Origin of the sequence: Streptomyces sp. NPDC058646 (assembly GCF_042716875.1) — a bacterium.
Lineage (GTDB): Bacteria > Actinomycetota > Actinomycetes > Streptomycetales > Streptomycetaceae > Streptomyces.
On record NZ_JBHXRK010000008.1, the window covers coordinates 109,891 to 128,600 of the forward strand.

The 18,710-nt window shown below is 74.0% G+C and carries 18 protein-coding genes; 7 read left to right on the plus strand and 11 right to left on the minus strand.

Translation table 11 applies throughout. The features are described from left to right. Window positions 1-151: 151 nt before the first annotated feature. Complete coding sequence (locus tag ACFWUZ_RS12295) at window positions 152-694, plus strand: MarR family winged helix-turn-helix transcriptional regulator (protein ID WP_384371076.1); 543 nt, start codon at window positions 152-154, stop codon at window positions 692-694. A gap of 59 nt (window positions 695-753) precedes the next feature. Beyond that, window positions 754-1,146: a hypothetical protein gene (locus ACFWUZ_RS12300; protein ID WP_384371078.1), complete on the plus strand. Its 393-nt coding sequence runs from the start codon at window positions 754-756 to the stop codon at window positions 1,144-1,146. 47 nt (window positions 1,147-1,193) lie between these two features. Here ACFWUZ_RS12300 and ACFWUZ_RS12305 read toward each other — a convergent pair whose 3' ends face one another. The 3 genes from ACFWUZ_RS12305 to ACFWUZ_RS12315 all read right to left on the minus strand — a co-directional run bounded on the left by ACFWUZ_RS12305 (window position 1,194) and on the right by ACFWUZ_RS12315 (window position 4,522). Continuing rightward, complete coding sequence (locus ACFWUZ_RS12305) at window positions 1,194-1,733, minus strand: hypothetical protein (RefSeq protein WP_384371080.1); 540 nt, start codon at window positions 1,731-1,733, stop codon at window positions 1,194-1,196. A gap of 131 nt (window positions 1,734-1,864) precedes the next feature. Then, a complete protein-coding gene (locus ACFWUZ_RS12310) occupies window positions 1,865-2,314 on the minus strand; it encodes a hypothetical protein (RefSeq protein WP_384371082.1) in 450 nt (149 codons plus the stop codon). 156 nt (window positions 2,315-2,470) lie between these two features. Beyond that, entirely contained in the window at window positions 2,471-4,522 is a 2,052-nt protein-coding gene (locus ACFWUZ_RS12315) for a prolyl oligopeptidase family protein (RefSeq protein ID WP_384371084.1), read from the minus strand. 120 nt (window positions 4,523-4,642) lie between these two features. On the opposite strand from ACFWUZ_RS12315, the gene ACFWUZ_RS12320 reads away from it, so the two are divergent. Then, a complete protein-coding gene (locus ACFWUZ_RS12320) occupies window positions 4,643-5,296 on the plus strand; it encodes a GNAT family N-acetyltransferase (protein ID WP_384371086.1) in 654 nt (217 codons plus the stop codon). Here ACFWUZ_RS12320 and ACFWUZ_RS12325 read toward each other — a convergent pair. Next, entirely contained in the window at window positions 5,293-5,460 is a 168-nt protein-coding gene (locus ACFWUZ_RS12325; RefSeq protein ID WP_384371088.1) for a hypothetical protein, read from the minus strand. The two genes, ACFWUZ_RS12320 and ACFWUZ_RS12325, sit on opposite strands and share 4 nt — an antisense overlap. A gap of 46 nt (window positions 5,461-5,506) precedes the next feature. Between ACFWUZ_RS12325 and ACFWUZ_RS12330 the strand changes: the two genes are divergently transcribed. Further along, on the plus strand, window positions 5,507-6,448 hold the full coding sequence (locus ACFWUZ_RS12330) for a nucleoside hydrolase (protein WP_384371090.1): 942 nt from the start codon (window positions 5,507-5,509) through the stop codon (window positions 6,446-6,448). Window positions 6,449-6,454: 6 nt separating this feature from the next. Here the strand turns inward: ACFWUZ_RS12330 and ACFWUZ_RS12335 are convergent, their stop codons facing one another. The 5 genes from ACFWUZ_RS12335 to ACFWUZ_RS12355 form a co-directional block, all read right to left on the minus strand. After that, window positions 6,455-7,126: a hypothetical protein gene (locus ACFWUZ_RS12335; protein ID WP_384371092.1), complete on the minus strand. Its 672-nt coding sequence runs from the start codon at window positions 7,124-7,126 to the stop codon at window positions 6,455-6,457. A gap of 63 nt (window positions 7,127-7,189) precedes the next feature. After that, complete coding sequence (locus ACFWUZ_RS12340; RefSeq protein ID WP_384371094.1) at window positions 7,190-9,166, minus strand: HesA/MoeB/ThiF family protein; 1,977 nt, start codon at window positions 9,164-9,166, stop codon at window positions 7,190-7,192. 104 nt (window positions 9,167-9,270) lie between these two features. After that, complete coding sequence (locus tag ACFWUZ_RS12345) at window positions 9,271-9,825, minus strand: hypothetical protein (RefSeq protein ID WP_384371096.1); 555 nt, start codon at window positions 9,823-9,825, stop codon at window positions 9,271-9,273. Further along, window positions 9,818-11,275: a serine/threonine-protein kinase gene (locus tag ACFWUZ_RS12350; protein ID WP_384371098.1), complete on the minus strand. Its 1,458-nt coding sequence runs from the start codon at window positions 11,273-11,275 to the stop codon at window positions 9,818-9,820. Before ACFWUZ_RS12350 ends, ACFWUZ_RS12345 begins: the two co-directional genes overlap by 8 nt. Window positions 11,276-11,511: 236 nt before the next feature. Continuing rightward, window positions 11,512-12,543: a saccharopine dehydrogenase family protein gene (locus ACFWUZ_RS12355; RefSeq protein WP_384371100.1), complete on the minus strand. Its 1,032-nt coding sequence runs from the start codon at window positions 12,541-12,543 to the stop codon at window positions 11,512-11,514. A gap of 106 nt (window positions 12,544-12,649) precedes the next feature. Here ACFWUZ_RS12355 and ACFWUZ_RS12360 point away from each other — a divergent pair, with 106 nt between their 5' ends. Further along, window positions 12,650-13,636 carry a helix-turn-helix domain-containing protein gene (locus tag ACFWUZ_RS12360; protein ID WP_384371102.1) on the plus strand — a complete coding sequence of 329 codons (987 nt, stop codon included), beginning with the start codon at window positions 12,650-12,652 and terminating at the stop codon, window positions 13,634-13,636. Window positions 13,637-13,692: 56 nt separating this feature from the next. Beyond that, window positions 13,693-14,289 (plus strand): RNA 2',3'-cyclic phosphodiesterase, encoded by a 597-nt coding sequence (gene thpR, locus ACFWUZ_RS12365; protein ID WP_384371104.1) that lies wholly within the window; start codon window positions 13,693-13,695, stop codon window positions 14,287-14,289. A gap of 289 nt (window positions 14,290-14,578) precedes the next feature. Here the strand turns inward: thpR and ACFWUZ_RS12370 are convergent, their stop codons facing one another. Next, the gene (locus tag ACFWUZ_RS12370) at window positions 14,579-15,868 is read right to left on the minus strand and encodes a DUF2254 family protein (protein ID WP_384371106.1); all 1,290 of its coding nucleotides are present in this window, start codon (window positions 15,866-15,868) and stop codon (window positions 14,579-14,581) included. A 166-nt stretch (window positions 15,869-16,034) separates the two neighbouring features. Here ACFWUZ_RS12370 and ACFWUZ_RS12375 point away from each other — a divergent pair, with 166 nt between their 5' ends. Next, window positions 16,035-16,898 carry a YhjD/YihY/BrkB family envelope integrity protein gene (locus ACFWUZ_RS12375; RefSeq protein WP_384371108.1) on the plus strand — a complete coding sequence of 288 codons (864 nt, stop codon included), beginning with the start codon at window positions 16,035-16,037 and terminating at the stop codon, window positions 16,896-16,898. A 37-nt stretch (window positions 16,899-16,935) separates the two neighbouring features. Here ACFWUZ_RS12375 and ACFWUZ_RS12380 read toward each other — a convergent pair whose 3' ends face one another. Further along, window positions 16,936-18,237, minus strand: a complete 1,302-nt coding sequence (locus ACFWUZ_RS12380) for a hypothetical protein (RefSeq protein WP_384371110.1) — start codon at window positions 18,235-18,237, stop codon at window positions 16,936-16,938. Between the last annotated feature and the right edge of the window lie 473 nt (window positions 18,238-18,710).

Here is an 18,710-nt window from a genome sequence, read left to right on the forward strand (position 1 = left end):
ATTGGCTTCGGGGTGAAGCGTACCTCATTAGTTGGCCGACCAAGGTAAAATGTTCGGGGCAGGTAGAATCCACCTGACGGTGATCAGAGCGACCGCTCAGCACGGCGGCCGCCGACCGGATCCGCCGGACCGACCCAGGAGGAGCACTCCCATGACCGCGGAATCCGTTCAGGAACCGCGCACCGCCTCAGGGTGTGCGACGGCGCCCAGCGCCGTGCTGGAAGGGCCGGTGAGCCATGCGATCAGCCGGGTCGCCCGGCTCCACCGGATAGCGGCGGGCCGGGTCCTGCGGGACCTGGGGCTGCACCCGGGGCAGGAGTTCCTGATGATGCACCTGTGGGACAGCGGGGCGGTGCGCCAGTCCGAGCTGATCAAGGCCGTCGGACTCGACCCCTCCACGGTGACGAAGATGCTCCAGCGCCTGGAGCAGTCCGGCCACGTACGGCGCCGCCCCGACCCCTCCGACCGCCGGGCCTCCCTGGTGGAGGCGACCGACACCAGCTGCGGTCTCCTGGTCGAGGTGCGCAGGGCATGGGGTGAACTGGAACGCCAGACCCTGGAGGGCCTGGACGCGGCCGAACGCGGCGAACTGGCCCGCCTGCTGGGCAAGGTCGAAGCCACGTTGTGCACGGAGGTCACCCGGGGAGGCGGCCCGGCGTGCGACGACGGGTACAGGGAACCGGGCAGTTGCTGAGGGCGTCCGGCGCCACCCGTGACCGCCGCGACCGAACCGACCGAGGGATGCAGGAAGCGATGACGCTGAAAGAAGGCCAGCGCGTACGGCTGGCTTCGGACACCAGGCTGATCGACGCGGTCGCGGAGGCGGACGGTGCCCCGGCGCCCGCGGGCGCGCCCACGGCGTTCCTGTCCCTCGCGGCGGGCACCGAGGGCACCGTCGAGCGGGTGGTCGAGCACCAGGACCAGAGCGAGGGGGTCCGCGAGTACGTCCGCCTCAAGTCCCTGCTCGACGCCTTCGGCGGGGACATGCCGCCGGAGAGCAGGCGCCGACTCGAAGCGCAGGTCGGCTCCTTGGAGCCCGAGTGGATCGACTACCAGCAGCAGGGCCCGCTCGTCACGGTCCGCGTCCGGTTCGACAACGGGTTCGTCCTCGACGATGTGCACGAAGGGCTCTTCGCCGGGCAGTAGTCGCCACGTCTGCTCCTGTCCCGCCGATCGCGCCGGCGGTACTTCTCCTAGGAACAGCCCATGCTCGACCCGTCGGGCGCCGCCTCGGCGGACAACGAGTACCAGGTCCGGGCGTCCACGCCGAGCAGGGCCGCCGGGGGCGGCTGCATCCCGTAGATCTTGCGGAGCATGGCGGGCGACTCGAAGGAGAGCATGATGCTCGGCCGGTCGGCGGATGCGAAGCAGAAGAGGGCGGTCCGGCCGTCGGGGCCGGTGTCCAGGTCGTCCACCGGGCGCCATCCCGCCGCCCGCGCTTCCCGGCCGTAGTACTCGAGCACTTCCTCCTTGGTCCCGCCGTACGCGTACAGCCGCTGCGCGGAGAGCCAGGCGCCCCCGGTGTCGTCGACGCAGGCGGCCTCGGCCCACGACCCGCCGCCGACGGGCACGGCCCCCTCCGGACGCAGCGCCAGGACGGGCAGCCCGTCGAGTTCGGCCACGGCCGGCCCGGTCCCCTCGCAGCTCGCGGACGGGAGCAGGAGGGAACATCCGCTCAGGCCGGCCCCGGCGAGCAGGACCGCCAACAGCACCCGCATGGCAAGCATGTTCATGGCGAGATTATGACGACCCCTGGCCGGAAGCCGCCGAGCGCCCCCCTCGCCACCGGCCGGCGCGCCCCGACGGACAAGGAACGCACCGGCCTGACCGGGCCGGGCGGCGCCGGCTCGTCCTCGGGCGACCGTCAGGCGGGACGGGTGCCGGCCCGGGTGCCGTCGTTGCACAGGGCCCAGATGACGAAGACCGCGATGGCGATCGAGACGATGGCCCAGATCGGCGTGTAGGGCAGCCACATGAAGTTGATGATCACGCTGAAGGCTGCCAGCACCACACCCGTCGTGCGCGCCCACAGGCTGCCCTTGAGGAGACCCGCACCGACGACGATCAGGACGATGCCGAGGAGCAGGTGGATCCATCCCCAGGCCGCCACGTCGAACTTGAAGACGTACGCGCCCTGACGGGCGTAGACGTCGTCCTTCGCGATGCCGGCGATCCCCTTGATCACACCGAGGATGCCGTCGACGAGGAGGAGGACGGCCGCGAACATCGTTCCGCCTGCTGCCCAGGCGCTCTTGCTGTCGTAGGACCGGCCGGGGGCCGGGCGGGGGGACTGGGGTGTCGTCTGCTGGGCCACGGCAACTCCTTGACGAGGGAACGCCCGGTTCAGGCGCACCCCCAGCGTCAGGGTGCGGCTGGGAGAGGGACACCGGGGCGCCGCCGTTCGGGTGAACCTCCCGCGGGAGCGCCCCGGGGTACACGGCCTCGCCCGGGCCCGGCCGCCCTCGCCGCGTCAGCCTTCCCGGCGGGTCGCAGGGGCGGAACCCGGTACGGGCCGTCCCGACAGCTGCTGCCACAGGAAGGTGTGGGTGAGGGCGTGGTTGAAGGCGGCCTGTGCGTTGTCGGTGGCGCCACCGTGGCCGCCGCCGGTGTTCTCGTAGAAGTGGACCCGGTGGCCGAGTGCGCGCAGCCGGGCGGCCGTCTTCCGGGCATGGGCGGGGTGGACGCGGTCGTCGCGGGTGGAGGTCATCAGCAGGACCGGCGGGTACGCCCGGTCCGCCGCGAGCTGGTGGTAGGGGGAGATCGCCTCCAGGTGGGGGCGGTCGGCCGGGTTGTCCGGGTCGCCGTACTCGCCGGTCCAGGACGCTCCGGCCAGCAGCTTGTGGAAGCGGAGCATGTCGAGGAGGGGGACCTTCGCGACGATCGCGCCGAACAGCTGCGGGTGGCGGGTGAGCATCGCGCCCATGAGGAGGCCGCCGTTGCTGCCGCCGACGATGCCGAGCCGGTCGGGGGTGGTGACGCCGCGAGCGATCAGGTCGGCGGCGACCGCCGCGAAGTCCTCGAACGCGCGAGGGCGGTCCGCGCCGAGCGCGGCCCGGTGCCAGGCGGGCCCGTACTCGCCGCCGCCGCGGATGCACGCGACCGCGTAGGTGCCGCCCCGTTCGATCCAGGCCCGGCCGGTGACCGGGTTGTAGGAGGGGGTCTGCAGGTCCGCGAAGCCGCCGTACCCGTACAGCAGCACCGGCCCGGGCCCGCTCGTCATCGCCTCGTCACGGCCTACGACGAAGTACGGGACCCTGGTGCCGTCGCGGGAGGTGGCGAAGTGCTGCCGTACCCGTCGCCCGGTGGTGTCGAAGCGGGCCGGGGCCTGCTTGAGGACCTCGCTGTCCCCGCCGATCTCGCCCCGGTGGAGGGTGGAGGGCTGCAGGAAGGAGGCGATGTCGAGGAAGTACTCGTCCCCGCTGTCCGGGTCGGTGTCGGTGACCACCGCGGACGACAGCGGCGGCACATCGGCCAGCGGACGGCGCACCCAGGTCCCGTCGCCGGGGGTGAGGACCTCGATCCTGGTCGCGACATCGGAGAGCGTCTCCAGGATGAGGTGGTGGCGGGTCCAGGAGTGCCCGGCCAGAGCGGTGTGCGCGTCCGGGGCGAACAGCACCTCGGCGCTCCGGTCACCGGCCAGGAAGGATTCGAAGTCGAAGGCGAGCAGGGAACCGGCCGCATGCCCCAGCCAGGGGGTCCTCGGGGTGACGATCAGCCATTGCTTCCAGGCGTACTTGCCCGCATCGTCCGGCGCGTCCACCTTCACCGCCCGGCGGTCCGCGTCCAGGAGGAACAGCTCGTGGTGCCAGAAGTCCCGGTAGCGGGCGACGAACTCGCGCTCGTAGCCCGGCGTCACCTCCCGCCAGCCCGTCGCCGAGACGTCCGTCTGCCCGGCCTCGAAGACCAGCTCCGCCTCCGCCAGGCCGGTGCCGCGCCGCCACCGGCGCACCGTACGCGGATATCCGGAGTCCGTCAGCGAGCCCGGGCCGGAGTCGGTGCCGATGTAGACGTGGTCCGCGTCGATCCACCCGATGCGGGTCTTCGCCTCCGCCACCTCGAACCCGCCCGCGACGAAGGAGCGGGTGCCGAGGTCGAACTCGCGGACGACCACCGCGTCCGAGCCCTCCCGCGACAGCTTCACCAGTGCCCGCTCGTAGTCCGGGTAGCGCACCCGCGCACCGGCCCACACCCACTCCACGCCTTCCGCGGCGCCGAGCGCGTCGACGTCCAGCAGGACCTCCCACTCGGGGGCGTCCTTGCGGAACTGCTCCAGCGTGCAGCGCCGCCACATCCCCTTCGGATGCCCGGCATCCCGCCAGAAGTTGTACAGGAACCGGCCCCGGCGCACGGTGTAGGGGATCCGGTCGCCGGCGTCCAGCACCTCACGCAGTTCCCCCCGCAGCACTTCGAAGCCGGGGTCGGCGGTCAGCGCGGCGAGCGTCTCCGCGTTCCGCTCCCCCACCCAGGCCAGTGCCTCGGCACCCTCGACGTCCTCAAGCCATCCGAACTCGTCATCGATCACAAGGAGATTGTCCTCGCCCCCGCGCCCCGGCGGAGCACAGACGCGACATCGCAGGGCCCGCCCGGCGTGTCCGCCGGCGCACGGCGGGGCGGCCCGGGTCCGGCTGCCTACCGTGGCCCCATGAACGCACCCACAGCACTGCTGTCCGCCGGGTACGGGATCCGGTGGGCCCGGCCGGCCGAATCCCGTGCGGTCGCCGCCCTCCTGGCCCGCTCCTTCGCCGACGACCCGGTCATGGCGTGGATGATGCCCGACGGGTCCGGCCGCGAGCCCAGGATCGCCCGGTACTTCAGGCTGAACCAGCGCCAGCAGCGGCCGCGCGCCGGCGGCGTACGGGTGGCCGCGACCGCCGGCGGGCAGCTGCTCGGGGCCGCCCTGTGGTCGGGTCCCGGACGCTGGAGGACCTCGGCTCTGCGGGACCTGCTGACCGTGCCGGCCTACGCGTGCGTGTTCGGCGCGAGCGGACTGCGGCGGGCCGCAGACGTCCAGAACGCGCTGCACGAGGCGCACCCGGACGCGCCGCACTGGTACCTGCCGACGCTGGGGACCGATCCGGCGGTCCAAGGGGCGGGGGTCGGTTCGGCGCTGGTACGGCAGCAGCTGGCCGCCTGCGACCGGCTCGGGCAGCCCGCCTACCTGGAGTCCAGCAAGGACTCCAACGTCCCCTTCTACGAACGGTTCGGCTTCCGCGTCACCGGCGAGATCCGCCTGCCGGACCAGGGCCCGGCCCTCTGGCCCATGTGGCGCGACCCCGGGACCGGGACCGGGGCTTAGGGGGCGAGGTCGAGGATCATGTCGAGGGCCCGGAGGCCGTCCGGTTCGATGAAGGAACCGACCGGGCGGAAGCCGTTCTTCTGGCCGACCCGGGCGGGTCGTCCGCCCGGCGCGCCCTCGCCGCTCCCCGGCGGCTCGTGGCCGGGAACCCCGTGCGGCGGCACACTGGAGGACCCCGGTCCCGCACCAGACCGCACCGCCAGGAGTGACGTGCCCGTCCCGATCATCCTCGACTGCGACCCCGGACACGACGACGCGCTCGCGATCATGCTGGCGGCCGGTGACCCCGCGGTCGACCTGCTGGCCGTCACCACGGTCGCGGGCAACCAGACGCTGGAGAAGACCACCTTGAACGCGCGGCGCGTCTGCACCGTCGCCGGGATCACCGACGTGCCGGTCGCGGCCGGCTGCGACCGGCCGCTCGCCCAGCCCCTCGTCGTCGCGGACGACGTGCACGGGGCCTCCGGCCTGGACGGGCCGATGTTCCCGGAGCCCACGGTGGACGTGGTACCGGAGCACGCGGTGGACCTCATCCACCGGCTGCTGGGCGGACACCCCGAGCCGGTCACCCTCGTCCCGACCGCGCCGCTGACCAACATCGCCCTGCTGCTGACCCGGTATCCGCAGGACGTCTCCCGCATCCGCGAGATCGTCCTGATGGGCGGCTCCACGGAGCGGGGCAACCGCACCCCGGCCGCCGAGTTCAACGTGCTCACCGATCCGGAAGCCGCTGACGTCGTCTTCCGCAGCGGCGTGCCGGTCACCATGTGCGGGCTGAACGTCACCCACCAGGCGCTGGCCACACCCGAGGTCGTGGCCCGCTTCGAGGGGCTGGACACGCCCCTCGGGCACCTCTGCGCCGAGCTGCTCGCGTTCTTCGGGTCCACGTACCGCGCCCTGTGGGGGTTCCCGAGCCCGCCGCTCCACGACCCCGTCGCGGTGGCCCGGGTCATCGATCCGGGGCTCGTCCACTGCGTCGACGCGAACGTCGTCGTGGAGTTGCACGGCCGCTACACGCGCGGCGCCACCGTGGTGGACCTGCATCCCTCCGCGGACCGGCCGGTCAACGCCCGCGCCGCGGTGGCTCTGGAGACGGGCCCGTTCTGGGACCGGATGGTCGCCGCTGTCGCGGCGCTCGGGGCCCGCTCCTGACGGCGGCTACTCGCGCACCCGGATCCTGTACAGGAAGCCGGCGGCGAGCAGCAGCAGGAGGGCGGTCAGGGGCCACTGGCGGAGGAGGACGGGGCCGCTGGCGAACACCGCGGCGAGGCCGTAGACGCAGACGGCCCATCCCAGCAGGGCCTGGAGCCCCGCCGGCGGTCCGGCCGCCCGTACGAGGAGCAGCAGCAGGACGGCGCAGGCCGGGAACAGCCACGGGTGGTCCCGGCCGGGGCCCTGGAAGAGGACGAAGTCGCGCACCTCGCGGAAGTCGTCCAGGGCGGCCTGCCGTACCGCGAGTTCGCCCGGGTAGCGCCAGTGGACGGACAGCTCCGCGGACTTCTGGAAGGGAACCTGCCAGCCGGTGAGGACGAGGAGCTGCCACAGGACGAGGACGAGCGCCCCGGTCTGGCCGACCGCCTCCCAGGGGCCCAGACCCGTCCGGGAACGGACCGCCGCAGACCGGGCGGGCCGGGTTGCCGGGCGCCGCTGCGGCGCCTGCCGGGCCGGGTGCTGCGGGGCCGGCGAGGAGGGGTCGGGCGACGGGGAAGGCGTGGGCCGCCTGGGCTCCGGCGGCTCGGCCGCAACGCCCTGCGGGGGGTTCGCGGGTCTGCCGTGTTTGAGCCGTGCTTCACGGGCCCGGCGCATCGCCTCGGTCTTGTCGTCGGCCATGGCTCCTCCGCGTCCGTCCTTCCCTGTCCCGTCCGGCCCCGTCCGGCCCTTGCGTGCCGCGTCTCAGCGGTGCCGGCCGCCGCCGCCCGGGCTCCCTTGGTGTTCCCTCCTGCGTTTCGCGTAGGCCTCCTTCTGCCGCTGCGTGATCTCCGCTTCGCCGCCCGGGCCGCCGAACTCGCGCGGATCGCTGCGCAGCGAGAAGTCGCCGCACACGGGGCAGTCGGGACGGCGCCCGGTGCGCAGCCAGATGCTCTGGAAGGCGTGCTGGCCCGGCACCTCGCCCAGGACCCGGGGGAAGAACCAGTGGTCGGGCTCCATGGCGAACAGGGCCAGGGACAGGTCCTTGCGGAGCGGGGTGGTCAGGAAGCCGCCGATCCGCTCGGGTCCGCCCGTCGGGTGCAGCAGGGCCAGTGCGATCTTCGCCGCTGCCGCGGTCAGGTGGTGGATGTCCGTCAGGAGGCCCGGTACGGCGTACATCCGGCCCGTCCCGTAGTCCGTGCGCGGCTGGTGCCCCAGTTCGCCCAGGGACTCGCGGACCCCGCCCGTGGCGCACGACCAGCACGGGGAGCCCGGCGTGCTGAAGACCACCTCGCCGCCCGCAGCGCCCTCGTACAGCCCGACGAACAGGGCGGGCCGGCCGACGAAGTAGGCGAGGTGGTTGAGCCGCTGCTGCACGTGGTTGTCGTCGGTCGCGGCGACGACCAGCTGGGCGTCGGCGATCCGCTGCTGCCAGGTGTGGTTGTCCAGGGCGGCGAAGTCGATCTTGAGGACGTCGGTCTTGAGTCGCCGGTTGACCCGGCGCAGGCGCCGGGCGGTGGCCTTGGCCTTGTTGCGGCCGATGTCCCGGGCGTCGAACATCGAACGGCCCAGGTTGGCCGGTTCCACCCGGTCGGGGTCGACCAGCGTGATCCGGCCGACGCCGGAGCGCACCAGGGTTTCGGCGAGGTAGCTGCCGACCGAGCCGACGCCGACGAGCAGGACGTGGCTGTCGGCGAGGGCGGGTGACAGCAGCCCCTCGGTCCGGGCGAACAGTCCGGCACGCGCGGCCCGGGCACGGCCGATCCCGGCCCGCAGGGAGAGCCGCCGGACCAGTCCCGGTGGCCGGTCGGCCGGGCGGGCCGCCGCCGGGGATCCCGGAGGCGGCCCGGGGTCGGGGCCGGTCGGGGGTGCGGGCGCCGGTACGGGCGCTGACGGTCCGGGCGGCGCCGGTACGGGGTGGGGCGCGGCCGTCCGCGAGCCGGGCAGGGCGGGGGCTCCGCCGCCGGAGGCCCGGCCCGCCGGGCGTCCGGTCCCCCGCAGCGCCTCCCGCAGCCGCTCCCCTTCCGGGATGCGGTGGTCCCAGGGCAACTCCCCGACGAGCAGCTCCGGATGGAGTCCGTCCGCTCCGGCCTCCTCCAGCAGCAGGGGCGCCGTCACCGGGAAGTCGGGGGTGGCGAAGAGGTACCGGCGCGCTCCGGACCCGCCCCGCGGCAGGGGGACGCGTACGCCGGCCACCCCGGCGACCACGCAGGTGAGCGGCTGGTCGTGGGCCCAGGGGACGCCCGCCTGGCGGACGGCCGCGGCCAGCGGGACGACGACCGGGCGCATCGGCTGGAGCTGCACCCCGCGGGCCGTCCACATGGCGCCGAAGAACGACATCCTGGCGGTCTCGGTGAACAGCTCGTGCCGTTCGCCGGGGGTGGTGGTGTCGTGCGTGACGATCGGGGCGATGTACCGCCCGAGGTCGGGTACGGATTCCAGGGTCCGGCCGTACTCGTGGTGGTCCTGCCGGGAGGGGTGCGGCATGTCCGGCGGGTGGGAGTGGACGATGCCCTTGAACCGGATCGAGCCGGCCGCCTCCAGGCGGCCGATCTCGTCCAGCAGCCACGACGTGTTGCTGTACTCCACCCGCGTGACGCGGGCCCGGGCGTCGTGCACGAACGCGGTCACCACGTCCCGCCCGCGCAGCCCGAGCAGGGCGCCGCCCTGCTCGGGTGCGGTCCGCCCGATGTCTTTCCCCACCTGCTCGATCACGTAGTCGAAGACATGGACGGGCAGCACGGCATCGGTCCCTTCCGGGTTCGCACTTCCGGGTTCACACTTCCGGCTCACGGCCTCTTCCGCTCGCCGGCCCTGCGGCTCGCGGTTCCTGCGGCTCGCGGCCTCTACTGCTTGCTGTTGAACGGGAACGGGCGGCCCATGCGGACGAAGTCCACGCCGAGGGCCCAGGCGGCGGAGCGCGCGTACGCGTCCTGGAGGGTGGGCTGACCCGAACCGGAGCGCTCCGAGAGGCAGATGAGCCCGCTGGTGTAGAGGTGGACGCCGTGCTCGTCGTGACTGGGGAGGGATTCGAGCTCCGGCTCGATCAGCCGCACCTGGTACTCGGTTCCGTTGAAGTAGGCGCACATCACGTAGGTGTTCTCGAACATGGTGGTGATCTCGTAGACCCAGCCCTCGGCGCCGGGCGCGTCCTCGTAGTACGTGTTCGCGGGCAGCTTCGCCCGGACGACCTCGTACTCCCGGGCCAGCCGGGCCTCCGTTCCCCGGGCGGCGAAGGTGCTCTGCGGGACCCTCGACAGGGGGGCGTCCTCCTCCCCGCCGGTGCCGAGGCGGACCTTGCCCTCCCGGTCCACGTAGACCTCCTCCTGACCTGCCGCCTTCTTGGACTGGCTGGCGAAGAAGCTGTCCCGGATCGCGTTGAGGTCGTACATGTCAGCCATGGTCTTCATCCCTCCCCGATGAACGGTGGCGGTGCTGATGGATCAGCTCGCCCAACCGGACGGTCTCCGGATGGTCGACCCCGTACGCCGTCCAGTGATCGGCGTACAGGGCCTCGAACTCGGCCGCCGCGAGCTGCTCCTCCCCCGCGGCGGCCAGCCAGTGAGCCGTGTCGTAGCGGATCTCCGACATCCGCGGGTCGGTGGCGGCCAGGACTCCGGAGACCGCGGTACGCAGTTCCAGCAGGTGCTGGGCGGCCAGCGCCGGGTACCCGTCCTCGCCCAGGTAGCGGGCCAGGTTGAGGGCGGCCAGCCGGGCCAGTTCGTCGTCGGCGCCGAGGACCTGCCGGGCCCGCGCGGCCATCGGCGCGAGCAGCCCGGCGGCCGCGCCGGGCTGGTCGGCCCGGGCGAGGGCCTGGGCCAGGTGCAGCACGACCAGCCAGCCCCCGCGGTGGTCGGCGGGCAGCACCCTGGACGCGTGGTCGAGCACCTCGCCGAGCCGCCCCACCCGCTCGGCGGGATCGGACGGCGCTGCCAGTGCCGCGTTGCACAGCGCCTCCACCTCCGCCGCCGGGTCGGCCGGGGGGCCCGGCGGCGGGCCGGGCGGTGGCGGGACGGTGGCGCCGACGACGACGGTGGGCGTGGGCGGGGTGGCCGCCGCACCGAGCGCGCGCAGCACCGCGGCCACCTCGCCGGCGTGGGCCGGACGTCTGCCGGGGTCCTTGGCGAGGAGCCGGGTGACCCACAGGGCCACCGAGGGCGGTACCTCCGGGCGCAGGGCGCGGACGGAGGGCACGGGTGCGTGGCAGTGCTCCCTGGCCAGGTCGCCGTAGTCGCCCGTGGAGACGTAGGGCTGGCGGCCGGTGAGCATTTCGAACAGGACGCAGCCGACGGAGTAGAGGTCGGTCGCGGGGGTGACGGGCTTCAGGAGGAAACGCTCGGGTGCCATGTACTCGGGCGTGCCGAGGAGTTGCCCGTAACCGGTCACCCCCGCCGCGTGGCCGAGCTCGCCGACGGCGGTGTAGGAACGGGCGATCCCGAAGTCCAGCAGGACGAGCCGGCCGGCACCTGGCGCGCCGCTGACCATGACGTTGCCGGGCTTCACGTCCCGGTGGACGAGGTGCTGGGCATGCACGGGGACCAGCGCGTCGCACAGTTCGGCGGCCCAGCTCAGGGCATGGGCCACGGGTAGGCGGTGCCCCTTGGGGACGGCGGCGCGCAGGGTGCGGCCCTCGATGAACTGCGTGATCAGGTAGAGGTGCCACAGTCCGTCGATCCGGGCCTCGTCCACGTCGTGGATGCGGACGATGCGCGGGTCGTCGATGCCGGCCAGGATCTTGGCCTCGCGCAGGAAGCGGAGGGCCGGATGGCTGCCGCGGCCGGGGACCTGGAGGAATTTGGCGACGACCGGGCGGTCGAGCCGCAGGTCCTTGGCCTTCCAGACCTCTGCCATGCCTCCCGGGAAGTGCTCGATCAACTCGTACCGGTCAAGTAACAGACGCCCCTTGGGCGCGGGATTGGCCCCCCGCATCACCGCCATGGCTCAAGAGTGGCACTTGACGGTTCGCCGTCTGACCGGATTGGTGAAACTCGGAAGGCGGTGCGCGGGCGGCCGGCGGCGTTCCTGCGGGCGCAGAACACCGCGGCTCGTGGCCCGGCCGGGCGCCGTCCCGGGCCCCTGAAGGGCCGTCAGTGACGCAGTTCGAGGGAGAGGTGCGCGGACAGGGCGCGGAGGAAGCCGGGCGCGTCGAACACCGCGCCCGCGGAGGCGACTCCGACGGTCCTGGCCCGTCCGTCCAGGAGCTGCTGGACGGCTTCCACCGCGAGCGGCGCAGTGACGGCGTAGATGTCCCGGCCGCTCGCGACGGCACGCCGTTCCGCGCCCGCGGAGCGCACGACGACGTCGACGAGGAAGGTCTGCGCGGAACGGCCGAGCGCGTCGGCCGCGACCGGCTCCGGGGTGTCCGGGTCCGCCAGGTCCCTGGCCGCCTCGACGGTCATGTAGGTCCGCACCTCGGGAACGGCCAGGTGGCTGGGGACCGTGACCACGTCGGTCATGGTGAAGTCGCCGATCACGCCCCGCTTCCCCATCGGATCGGGGAAGGGCCAGTCCATCGTCGGCGCGGCGTCGTCGCGGTACTCCAGCCGCCCCGCGCTGTAGCGGACGCGCCTGCCGTCCCTGCGCCGGCGGGAGATCGTGCCCGCTGCGCGGGTCCCGGCGGTGGGGTGCCAGCTGTCCAGCCCGTACGCGATGTGCGCCTCGTCCGCTGCGGTCCAGTCGCCCATGGCCGCGGTGACCAGCAGGTCGCCGAGGCCCCCGTAGAAGGCCATCGCGGGGACCACCACGGTCCCCGCGGCGCGGGCGCGGTCCGCGAAGTGCGCGAACGTGTCGAGGTTGGCCTCGATCTCGGCCGACACGTCCACGTACGGGATCCCCGCGCGCAGCGCCGCCTCGATCACCGGGGCAGCGGTCGCGGCGAACGGCCCGGCGCAGTTGATCACGGCGGCCGCCCCGGCCAGCGCGCGGTCGAGCGAGGCCGGGTCGTCCACCGTGGCGGTCCGGCTCCCGGTCCCCGGAAGGGAGGCGGCGAACCGGTGGAGCTTGTCGGCGTCGCGTCCGGACAGGAGGGGGACGAACCCCCGGTCCCGCAGCTCCGCCACCACGAAACGTCCGGTGTGCCCGTACGCGCCGAACACCGCCACCGTCTGACCCGTTGCCATCGTTTCTCTCCCCCGCCGTGTCCGGATGATCGGCCGCTCACATCCTGGCAGGGGCGGACCGCCCCTCATGAGTGGCCGGAACGACAGGGTGCATACACTTTCGGACATGGCTGCTGTCGCGCTGGCCGTCACCGACGGCATGCTGCACTTCGAACTGTCCGTGGCCTGCGAGGTCTTCGGCGCCGACCTGTCCGGTGTGGCGGACCCCTGGTACCGCCTGGCCCTCTGCGGTCCCGGGCCGGTGCAGGTGGGCCGGTTCCGCCTGGAGCCGGACCACGGGCTCGACCGGCTCGCGCACGCCGACACGGTGATCGTGCCCGGGTGGGCCGACGTCGATGCCGAGCCGCCGGCCGAGCTGGTCGAGGCGGTGCGCGCGGCCCACGAGGCCGGTGCGCGGGTGGCCTCGCTGTGCACGGGCGCGTTCGTCCTGGCCGCCGCGGGCCTGCTGGACGGCCGGCGCGCGACCACGCACTGGGCGCACGCCGGCACCCTGGCCGCCCGCCATCCCCGGGTGGAGGTCGATCCCGACGTGCTCTACGTGGACGACGGCCGGGTGCTCACCTCCGCGGGGAAGGCCGCCGCGATGGACCTGTGCCTGCACCTGGTCCGGCTCGACCACGGCTCGGCGGTCGCCAACACGCTCGCCCGGCGACTGGTCGTACCCCCGCACCGGGCGGGCGGACAGGCACAGTTCGTCACCACCCCGGTACCCGCCGACCACCCTCACCCGAGCTCTCGGCTGCGCTCCGGCAGGGGACACCCCGTCACCGAGCTGCTCCCTTGGGTGGTGGAACGGCTCGACCGGGCACTGACCGTGGAGGACCTGGCCCGCCGGGCCAACATGAGCTCGCGCAACCTGGGCCGCCACTTCAAGGCGGTGACCGGCACCACCCCGCTGCAGTGGCTGCTGACCCAGCGGATCCGGCGCGCCCAGGAGCTGCTGGAGACCACCGATGACAGCGTCGACGCCATCGCGGGGGCCACCGGCATGGGCACCTCCACGACGCTGCGCCGCCACTTCAACCGCACCGTCGGCGTGCCTCCGGACACCTACCGCCGCACCTTCCGCACCGGGCGGCCCTTCCCCGGATGACGGGTCGCGCGGAGCGGAAGATGACGGAAGATCCGAAACCCTGTACGAAGTCCTCTGTGAACGAACAGATCCAGCCCGCCACCCTCCGGGTCTTCATCGCCCTCGCCCCGCCCGACGACGCGAAGGAGGAGCTGGCGCGGGAGCTCCGGCCCGCCTACGAGGCGTACCCGCGCATGCGGTGGAACCGCATCGAGGACTGGCACATCACCCTGGCGTTCCTCGGAGAGCTCCCGGTCACGACCGTTCCGCTCCTGCGCGGCCCGCTCGCGGACCTCGCGGCCGGACGCCCGCCCCTGCACCTGTCCCTGCGCGGCGGCGGCCACTTCGACGAGCGGGTGCTGTGGAGCGGGATCGACGGGGACGTCGAAGGGCTGCACCTGCTCGCCGACGAGGTCCGCGCCGTGGTCCAGGAGTGCGGGGTCGCCTACGCGCACCGGCCGCTGCGCCCCCACCTGACGCTGGCCCGGTCCCGCCGCAACGATCCGTCCAGCGCGGTCGAGGCCGCCGCCGGGCTCTCCGCGTTCACCGGGAGCCCGTGGCCGGCCGCCCGTCTCCACCTGGTCGGCAGCAACTTCAGCCGCGGCCCGGGGCCGATCCGCTACCGCGACATCGAGGCCTGGGACTTCGCCGGCGGCGCCCGCCCGGCCGGCTGAGCACCGGGGCGGCCCGGCGTCGGAGCGGGAGCGGGGCGGTCCCTGGGCCAGGACGCGGGCCGCGGCCCGTTCCGCCCGTTCCGCCTCCTCCGCCGCGTCCGCGTAGGCGTACGCGGCGTCGCCGATCGGGATCCGCAGGGGCGGTTCCGGCCCTCCTTGCCCGTGCGGCAGCGGGTTCCGGTCAGCGCTCGGGCAGGGGGCGCGAGGGAGCAGGCCCGGCGCGCATCCGGGCGCCCGCCTTTACGGGTGCCCGTACGGGAGCCCGTACGCTGCCGGGCCCGGCCGGGGCTCATCCGGGGGTGCCCCCGGCGGACGCTCGCGCCCAGTGGAGGGGGAAGCCCGCCGAGCCGGTGGCCCCGATCCACTCCAGCCGGCTCCGGAGGACGGCGCGCCGCGGCGGAGGGCACTCCGCGAGGAGCCGCGTCAGCATGGCGTGCAGCCGCAGCAGCACCATCGGGGTCCGGGCGGCGGCCACCGCGACGTCGTCGACCGCCAGGTACACGTAGTCGTCCCACGACGGGGCGTGCACGATCAGCCGTGGCGTCCCGGCCGCGTCGTCGAACGTACCGATGGACAGGTCCCGGTCGGCCAGCCGCACCAGCAGGTCCTCGGTGTGGTCCAGGGCCTGTACCGCGGTGGCCGGATCGTTGACCGCCGGGGACAGGGCGCGCAGCGCGATGTCCGCGAGGAGGCGCAGGGACAGTCCCGGGTCCTGGTCGAAGGTGCGTTCCGGACCGGTCAGGACCGAGCCCAGGACGTCCTCCGGCCCCATGCCCCGCCCCTGGATCCGGGCGAGCAGGGTGCCCCGGGTGAGGAGCGAGCCGATGGGCGCCTCCAGGGTGACGAGGCAGTCGTACCGCCCCGCGGCGGCGGTCAGTGCGGGCACGTCGATCTGCTGGAGGACGGTCGCCCGGCCCGGCCACCGGACGTCGAGCGGGGCGTCCGCACCGGGCGCCGGCCCGTCGGGGGGCGCGGGCGAATCCGGCGCGGGAGAACCCGGCGCGCAGGGCCGCGCGTAGAGGGCGTCGAAGAGCCGGTGGCCGCGGTCGCTGATCGAGCGGAGCGCGGGGCCGAGCTGGATCGCCTGGAAGGCCCTGGTCTGCAGGGTGCGCATGAGGGCGAGCGTCATCAGGGCGGACAGCACCGTGACGGCCGGGACGGCGACGGAGACCTCGCTCTTCTTGCCCATCGAAAGTCCCGCGGTCACCGAGAAGATGAAGACGCCCACGACGAAGGCGAAGGTCCGCCACACGATCGGGTCGTCCCGGAACAGCAGGAGGCGGGGTGTGAAGGTGCTCGCCGAGAACTGCACCACCAGGAACAGCATCGAGTAGATGATGGCGACCAGGCTGACGACGCCGAACCCGATGGTGAACACCAGCGTCACCACCCGCGCGGCCTCGACCTTCGGCCCCACCGGGACCAGCGGCACCAGCAGCCCGAGGACCAGGCCGCCGACGGCGCAGACGAGCTGCGACAGGTCGCGGCGCATCGCACGCGTCGGGTGATGGAAGGGGGTGCTCCCGCGTCGCCGCTTCCTGGACCCGACGAGCGCGGACACTCCAGCGGAGCCGGGCATGCGGCCTCCTTCAGCGGTCCGGTCCAGCGGGGGTGGCGCCAGTGAGTGATGCAATCACGGGTACGGCGGGCCCGAGTGGCGAAATGCCGGATGGAGGGACATTTCCGTCATGGTTCTGGTGCAGGGCGGTCGCCGCCCCTGCCGTGCGCCCTGGAGGAGTTCCGTCGTGTCCGAACCGCAGGAAGCCCGGCGGCGCCGGTTCACGGTGCCCCGCTGGATGCACCGGCACACCCCGCTGCTGGGCCGCGTCCTGGACCAGATCGCGGTGGTCAGGGTCCTGGACTGCGCCACGAGGCTGGCCGCCCAGGCCTTCCTCGGGGCGCTGCCCGCGCTGTTCGTCATCGGAGCCCTCGCACCGCAGTGGCTCCAGGCCCAGCTCGTGGCCTCCATCCGCAGCGTGCTCGGACTGCAGGACGCGGCGCTGGACCAGGTCCGGGAGGTGTACGCGGGAAGCGACCCCACCGCGCTGGCCGGCACCAGTGGGGTGGGCCTCGTGGTGACCCTGCTGTCCGCCACCGCGTGCAGCCGGGCGCTGCAGTCCACGTGCGAGCGCTCCTGGCACCTGCCCAAGGCGGCGGCGAGGCTGGCCGCGTGGCGCTGGCTGGTCTGGCTGGCGGTGTGGCTGACCGCCCTCCTCTTCCAGGGGCCGCTGCAGACCGCCTTCGGCGTCAGCCGTGCGCTCGGGATCGTCCTGGCCGCGGTCAGCGGCATGCTCCTGTGGTGGTGGACCCAGCACCTGCTGCTCGGCGGCCGTGTGCCGTGGCTGCCCCTGCTGCCCGGGGCGGTGCTGGCCGGGGCGGGGGTGCAGCTGGTGGCGCTGGGGTCGCGGATCTACATGCCGGGCGCGGTGGAGCGCAGCATGCGGGAGTTCGGCGCTCTCGGCTCGGTCTTCGTCCTGCTCTCCTGGCTGATCGGGCTCTTCTTCGTCATCACGACCGCCATCGCCGTCGGCTACGTGGTGGCCCACGAACCCTGGCCCGCACGGCGGCTGCGCACCCCGGCCGCCCCCGGATCCACGGACACCCCCTGAGCGGCCTCGGGGAAGCGGGCCGCTGCTCCCCGGCCGCTCAGCCCTTCCCCCCTCCGGGGTCGCGGACCCTGCCGGTGGCCGCCACCAGCGCGAGGACGGCGAGGACGGCGAGGAGGATCAGGAGCAGCAGCAGGACCGTGGCCACCGTGGGGTGGTTCCACAGGGCGAACACGAGCGCCGGTACGAGGACGGCGCCCGCGGTGAGCGGGCGCCGGTGGGCCTCGGTCCAGGCTCCGACGGCGCCGGTGGACAGCCCGTGCCCGGCGCCCCGGCGCGCGGCGGACTCGGCCGCGCCGTCCGCCCTGCGCCGCAGGCCGCGGGGCAGACGGCCGGGCCCGGACAGGTAGGCGCCCAGCGCCACGACGACTCCGAGGACCGCGGCGGTGCGCAGGGCGGCCCGCAGGAACCGGACCAGGGTGTCGAAGACCGCCGCGGCGGCCTCCGGGGACTGGACCTGCTCCGGGAGGTGGTCGAGGTAGTGGCGGCGGGCGAGGGCCAGGCCCGCGGCGAACAGCAGGCAGGCGGCGGCCGCGCAGATCGCGGTGGCCGCCAGGGCCCGCCGCCGCCCGCGGGCGAGCAGGACTCCGGCCGTGCCCAGCAGCACGGTCAGGACGGGCAGCCAGGTCCCGGCCTTGTCGAGGAGCCCCACCGCACCCCTGATCTTCCCCAGCTCGTCGGACCGGAAGAGCACCATCTGCCGGTCCACGGCCGGGATCTTCTCCGCGGGCGAGAGCCCGGCGTCGGCGAGTTCCTGTGTGACCCGCTCCACCGCGGTGCCGACGTCGAGGGTGACCGTGCCGCCCTCGATCCCCACCGCGCCGCGCCCCCGGCCGGTCAGCGCGTGCACCACGGCGGTGTGCGCGGCCCGGTTGGCCTGCCGCCACACCGTCTCGAAGCGGTCGCTCCCGACGAAGCGGGTCGCCACCTCGGTGACGGCCTGGTCGGCGGCGGCGTCGAGCCGCGGTCCCAGCGCCTTGACCGCGGTACCGACCCGGGGAGGCAGCCCCTGCTCCTCCAGCCAGGCCGCCAGGTCCGACGTCACCCGGGCGCCGTCGACCCGGACGTCGGCCGCCTCCGCGATGCGGTGGACGGCCGCCGCCTCGATCGCCGGGTCGGAGGCGAGCGGAGCGACGGTGGAGACGTACCGGTCGGTGTCGAGCACGATGTCGTGCACCCATACGGTGATCAGGGACACCGGCACGAGGAGGCAGGTGAGGGTGAGCAGGAGGGCCGACAGGACGCGCGCCCCGGCCCGGCCCGCCCGGGAGGGGACCGCTCGCGAGGGCGGTGCGTCCCCCTCGTCGCCCACCTCGTCGCCCGGTTCGGACGGCAGACTCATGGCACTCCCGGCTCAGGCTGAGGACAGGACCCGCTTCCCGCCCATTGGACACGTCCCGGGACGGGTCCGCTCGTTCAGCTGCGCCCGGCGGGCAGGGCGCGGGCCCCGCATCCGGTCAGGAATCGAGAAGCGCCGGCGCCCCTGCCGGGCCTAGCGTGATGCCCATGGACCTCACCCTTCACGCGAGTTTCCTCCCGCACGTCGACCCGGACGCCTCCCTGGCCTTCTACCGCGACACCCTCGGCTTCGAGGTCCGACCGATCAGCCGTACGGGATCCGCGACTGCGCCGTCCGCGACCCCGCGGGGAACCTGGTCCGCATCAACGAACTGCGCTGAGCCGTCCGGCGGCCCCCAGCGGGGCGGGGCCCGAGATGCCCGCCCGGCCGGAAGGGCACCGTGCCACCCCCGCCGGACACCGCTGATCGGGTAGACAGGGGACCGTTCCCCGTGCCCGGGCCGGCGGAGAACCACC

Bases quoted from the DNA above. Each gene is read 5' to 3' on its own strand.
- ACFWUZ_RS12295 (WP_384371076.1), top strand. From the start codon at position 152: ATGACCGCGGAATCCGTTCAGGAACCGCGCACCGCCTCAGGGTGTGCG.
- ACFWUZ_RS12300 (WP_384371078.1), top strand. From the start codon at position 754: ATGACGCTGAAAGAAGGCCAGCGCGTACGGCTGGCTTCGGACACCAGG.
- ACFWUZ_RS12305 (WP_384371080.1), bottom strand. From the start codon at position 1,733: ATGAACATGCTTGCCATGCGGGTGCTGTTGGCGGTCCTGCTCGCCGGG.
- ACFWUZ_RS12320 (WP_384371086.1), top strand. From the start codon at position 4,643: ATGAACGCACCCACAGCACTGCTGTCCGCCGGGTACGGGATCCGGTGG.
- ACFWUZ_RS12335 (WP_384371092.1), bottom strand. From the start codon at position 7,126: ATGGCCGACGACAAGACCGAGGCGATGCGCCGGGCCCGTGAAGCACGG.
- ACFWUZ_RS12345 (WP_384371096.1), bottom strand. From the start codon at position 9,825: ATGGCTGACATGTACGACCTCAACGCGATCCGGGACAGCTTCTTCGCC.
- ACFWUZ_RS12350 (WP_384371098.1), bottom strand. From the start codon at position 11,275: ATGGCAGAGGTCTGGAAGGCCAAGGACCTGCGGCTCGACCGCCCGGTC.
- ACFWUZ_RS12355 (WP_384371100.1), bottom strand. From the start codon at position 12,543: ATGGCAACGGGTCAGACGGTGGCGGTGTTCGGCGCGTACGGGCACACC.
- ACFWUZ_RS12360 (WP_384371102.1), top strand. From the start codon at position 12,650: ATGGCTGCTGTCGCGCTGGCCGTCACCGACGGCATGCTGCACTTCGAA.
- ACFWUZ_RS12370 (WP_384371106.1), bottom strand. From the start codon at position 15,868: ATGCCCGGCTCCGCTGGAGTGTCCGCGCTCGTCGGGTCCAGGAAGCGG.
- ACFWUZ_RS12380 (WP_384371110.1), bottom strand. From the start codon at position 18,237: ATGAGTCTGCCGTCCGAACCGGGCGACGAGGTGGGCGACGAGGGGGAC.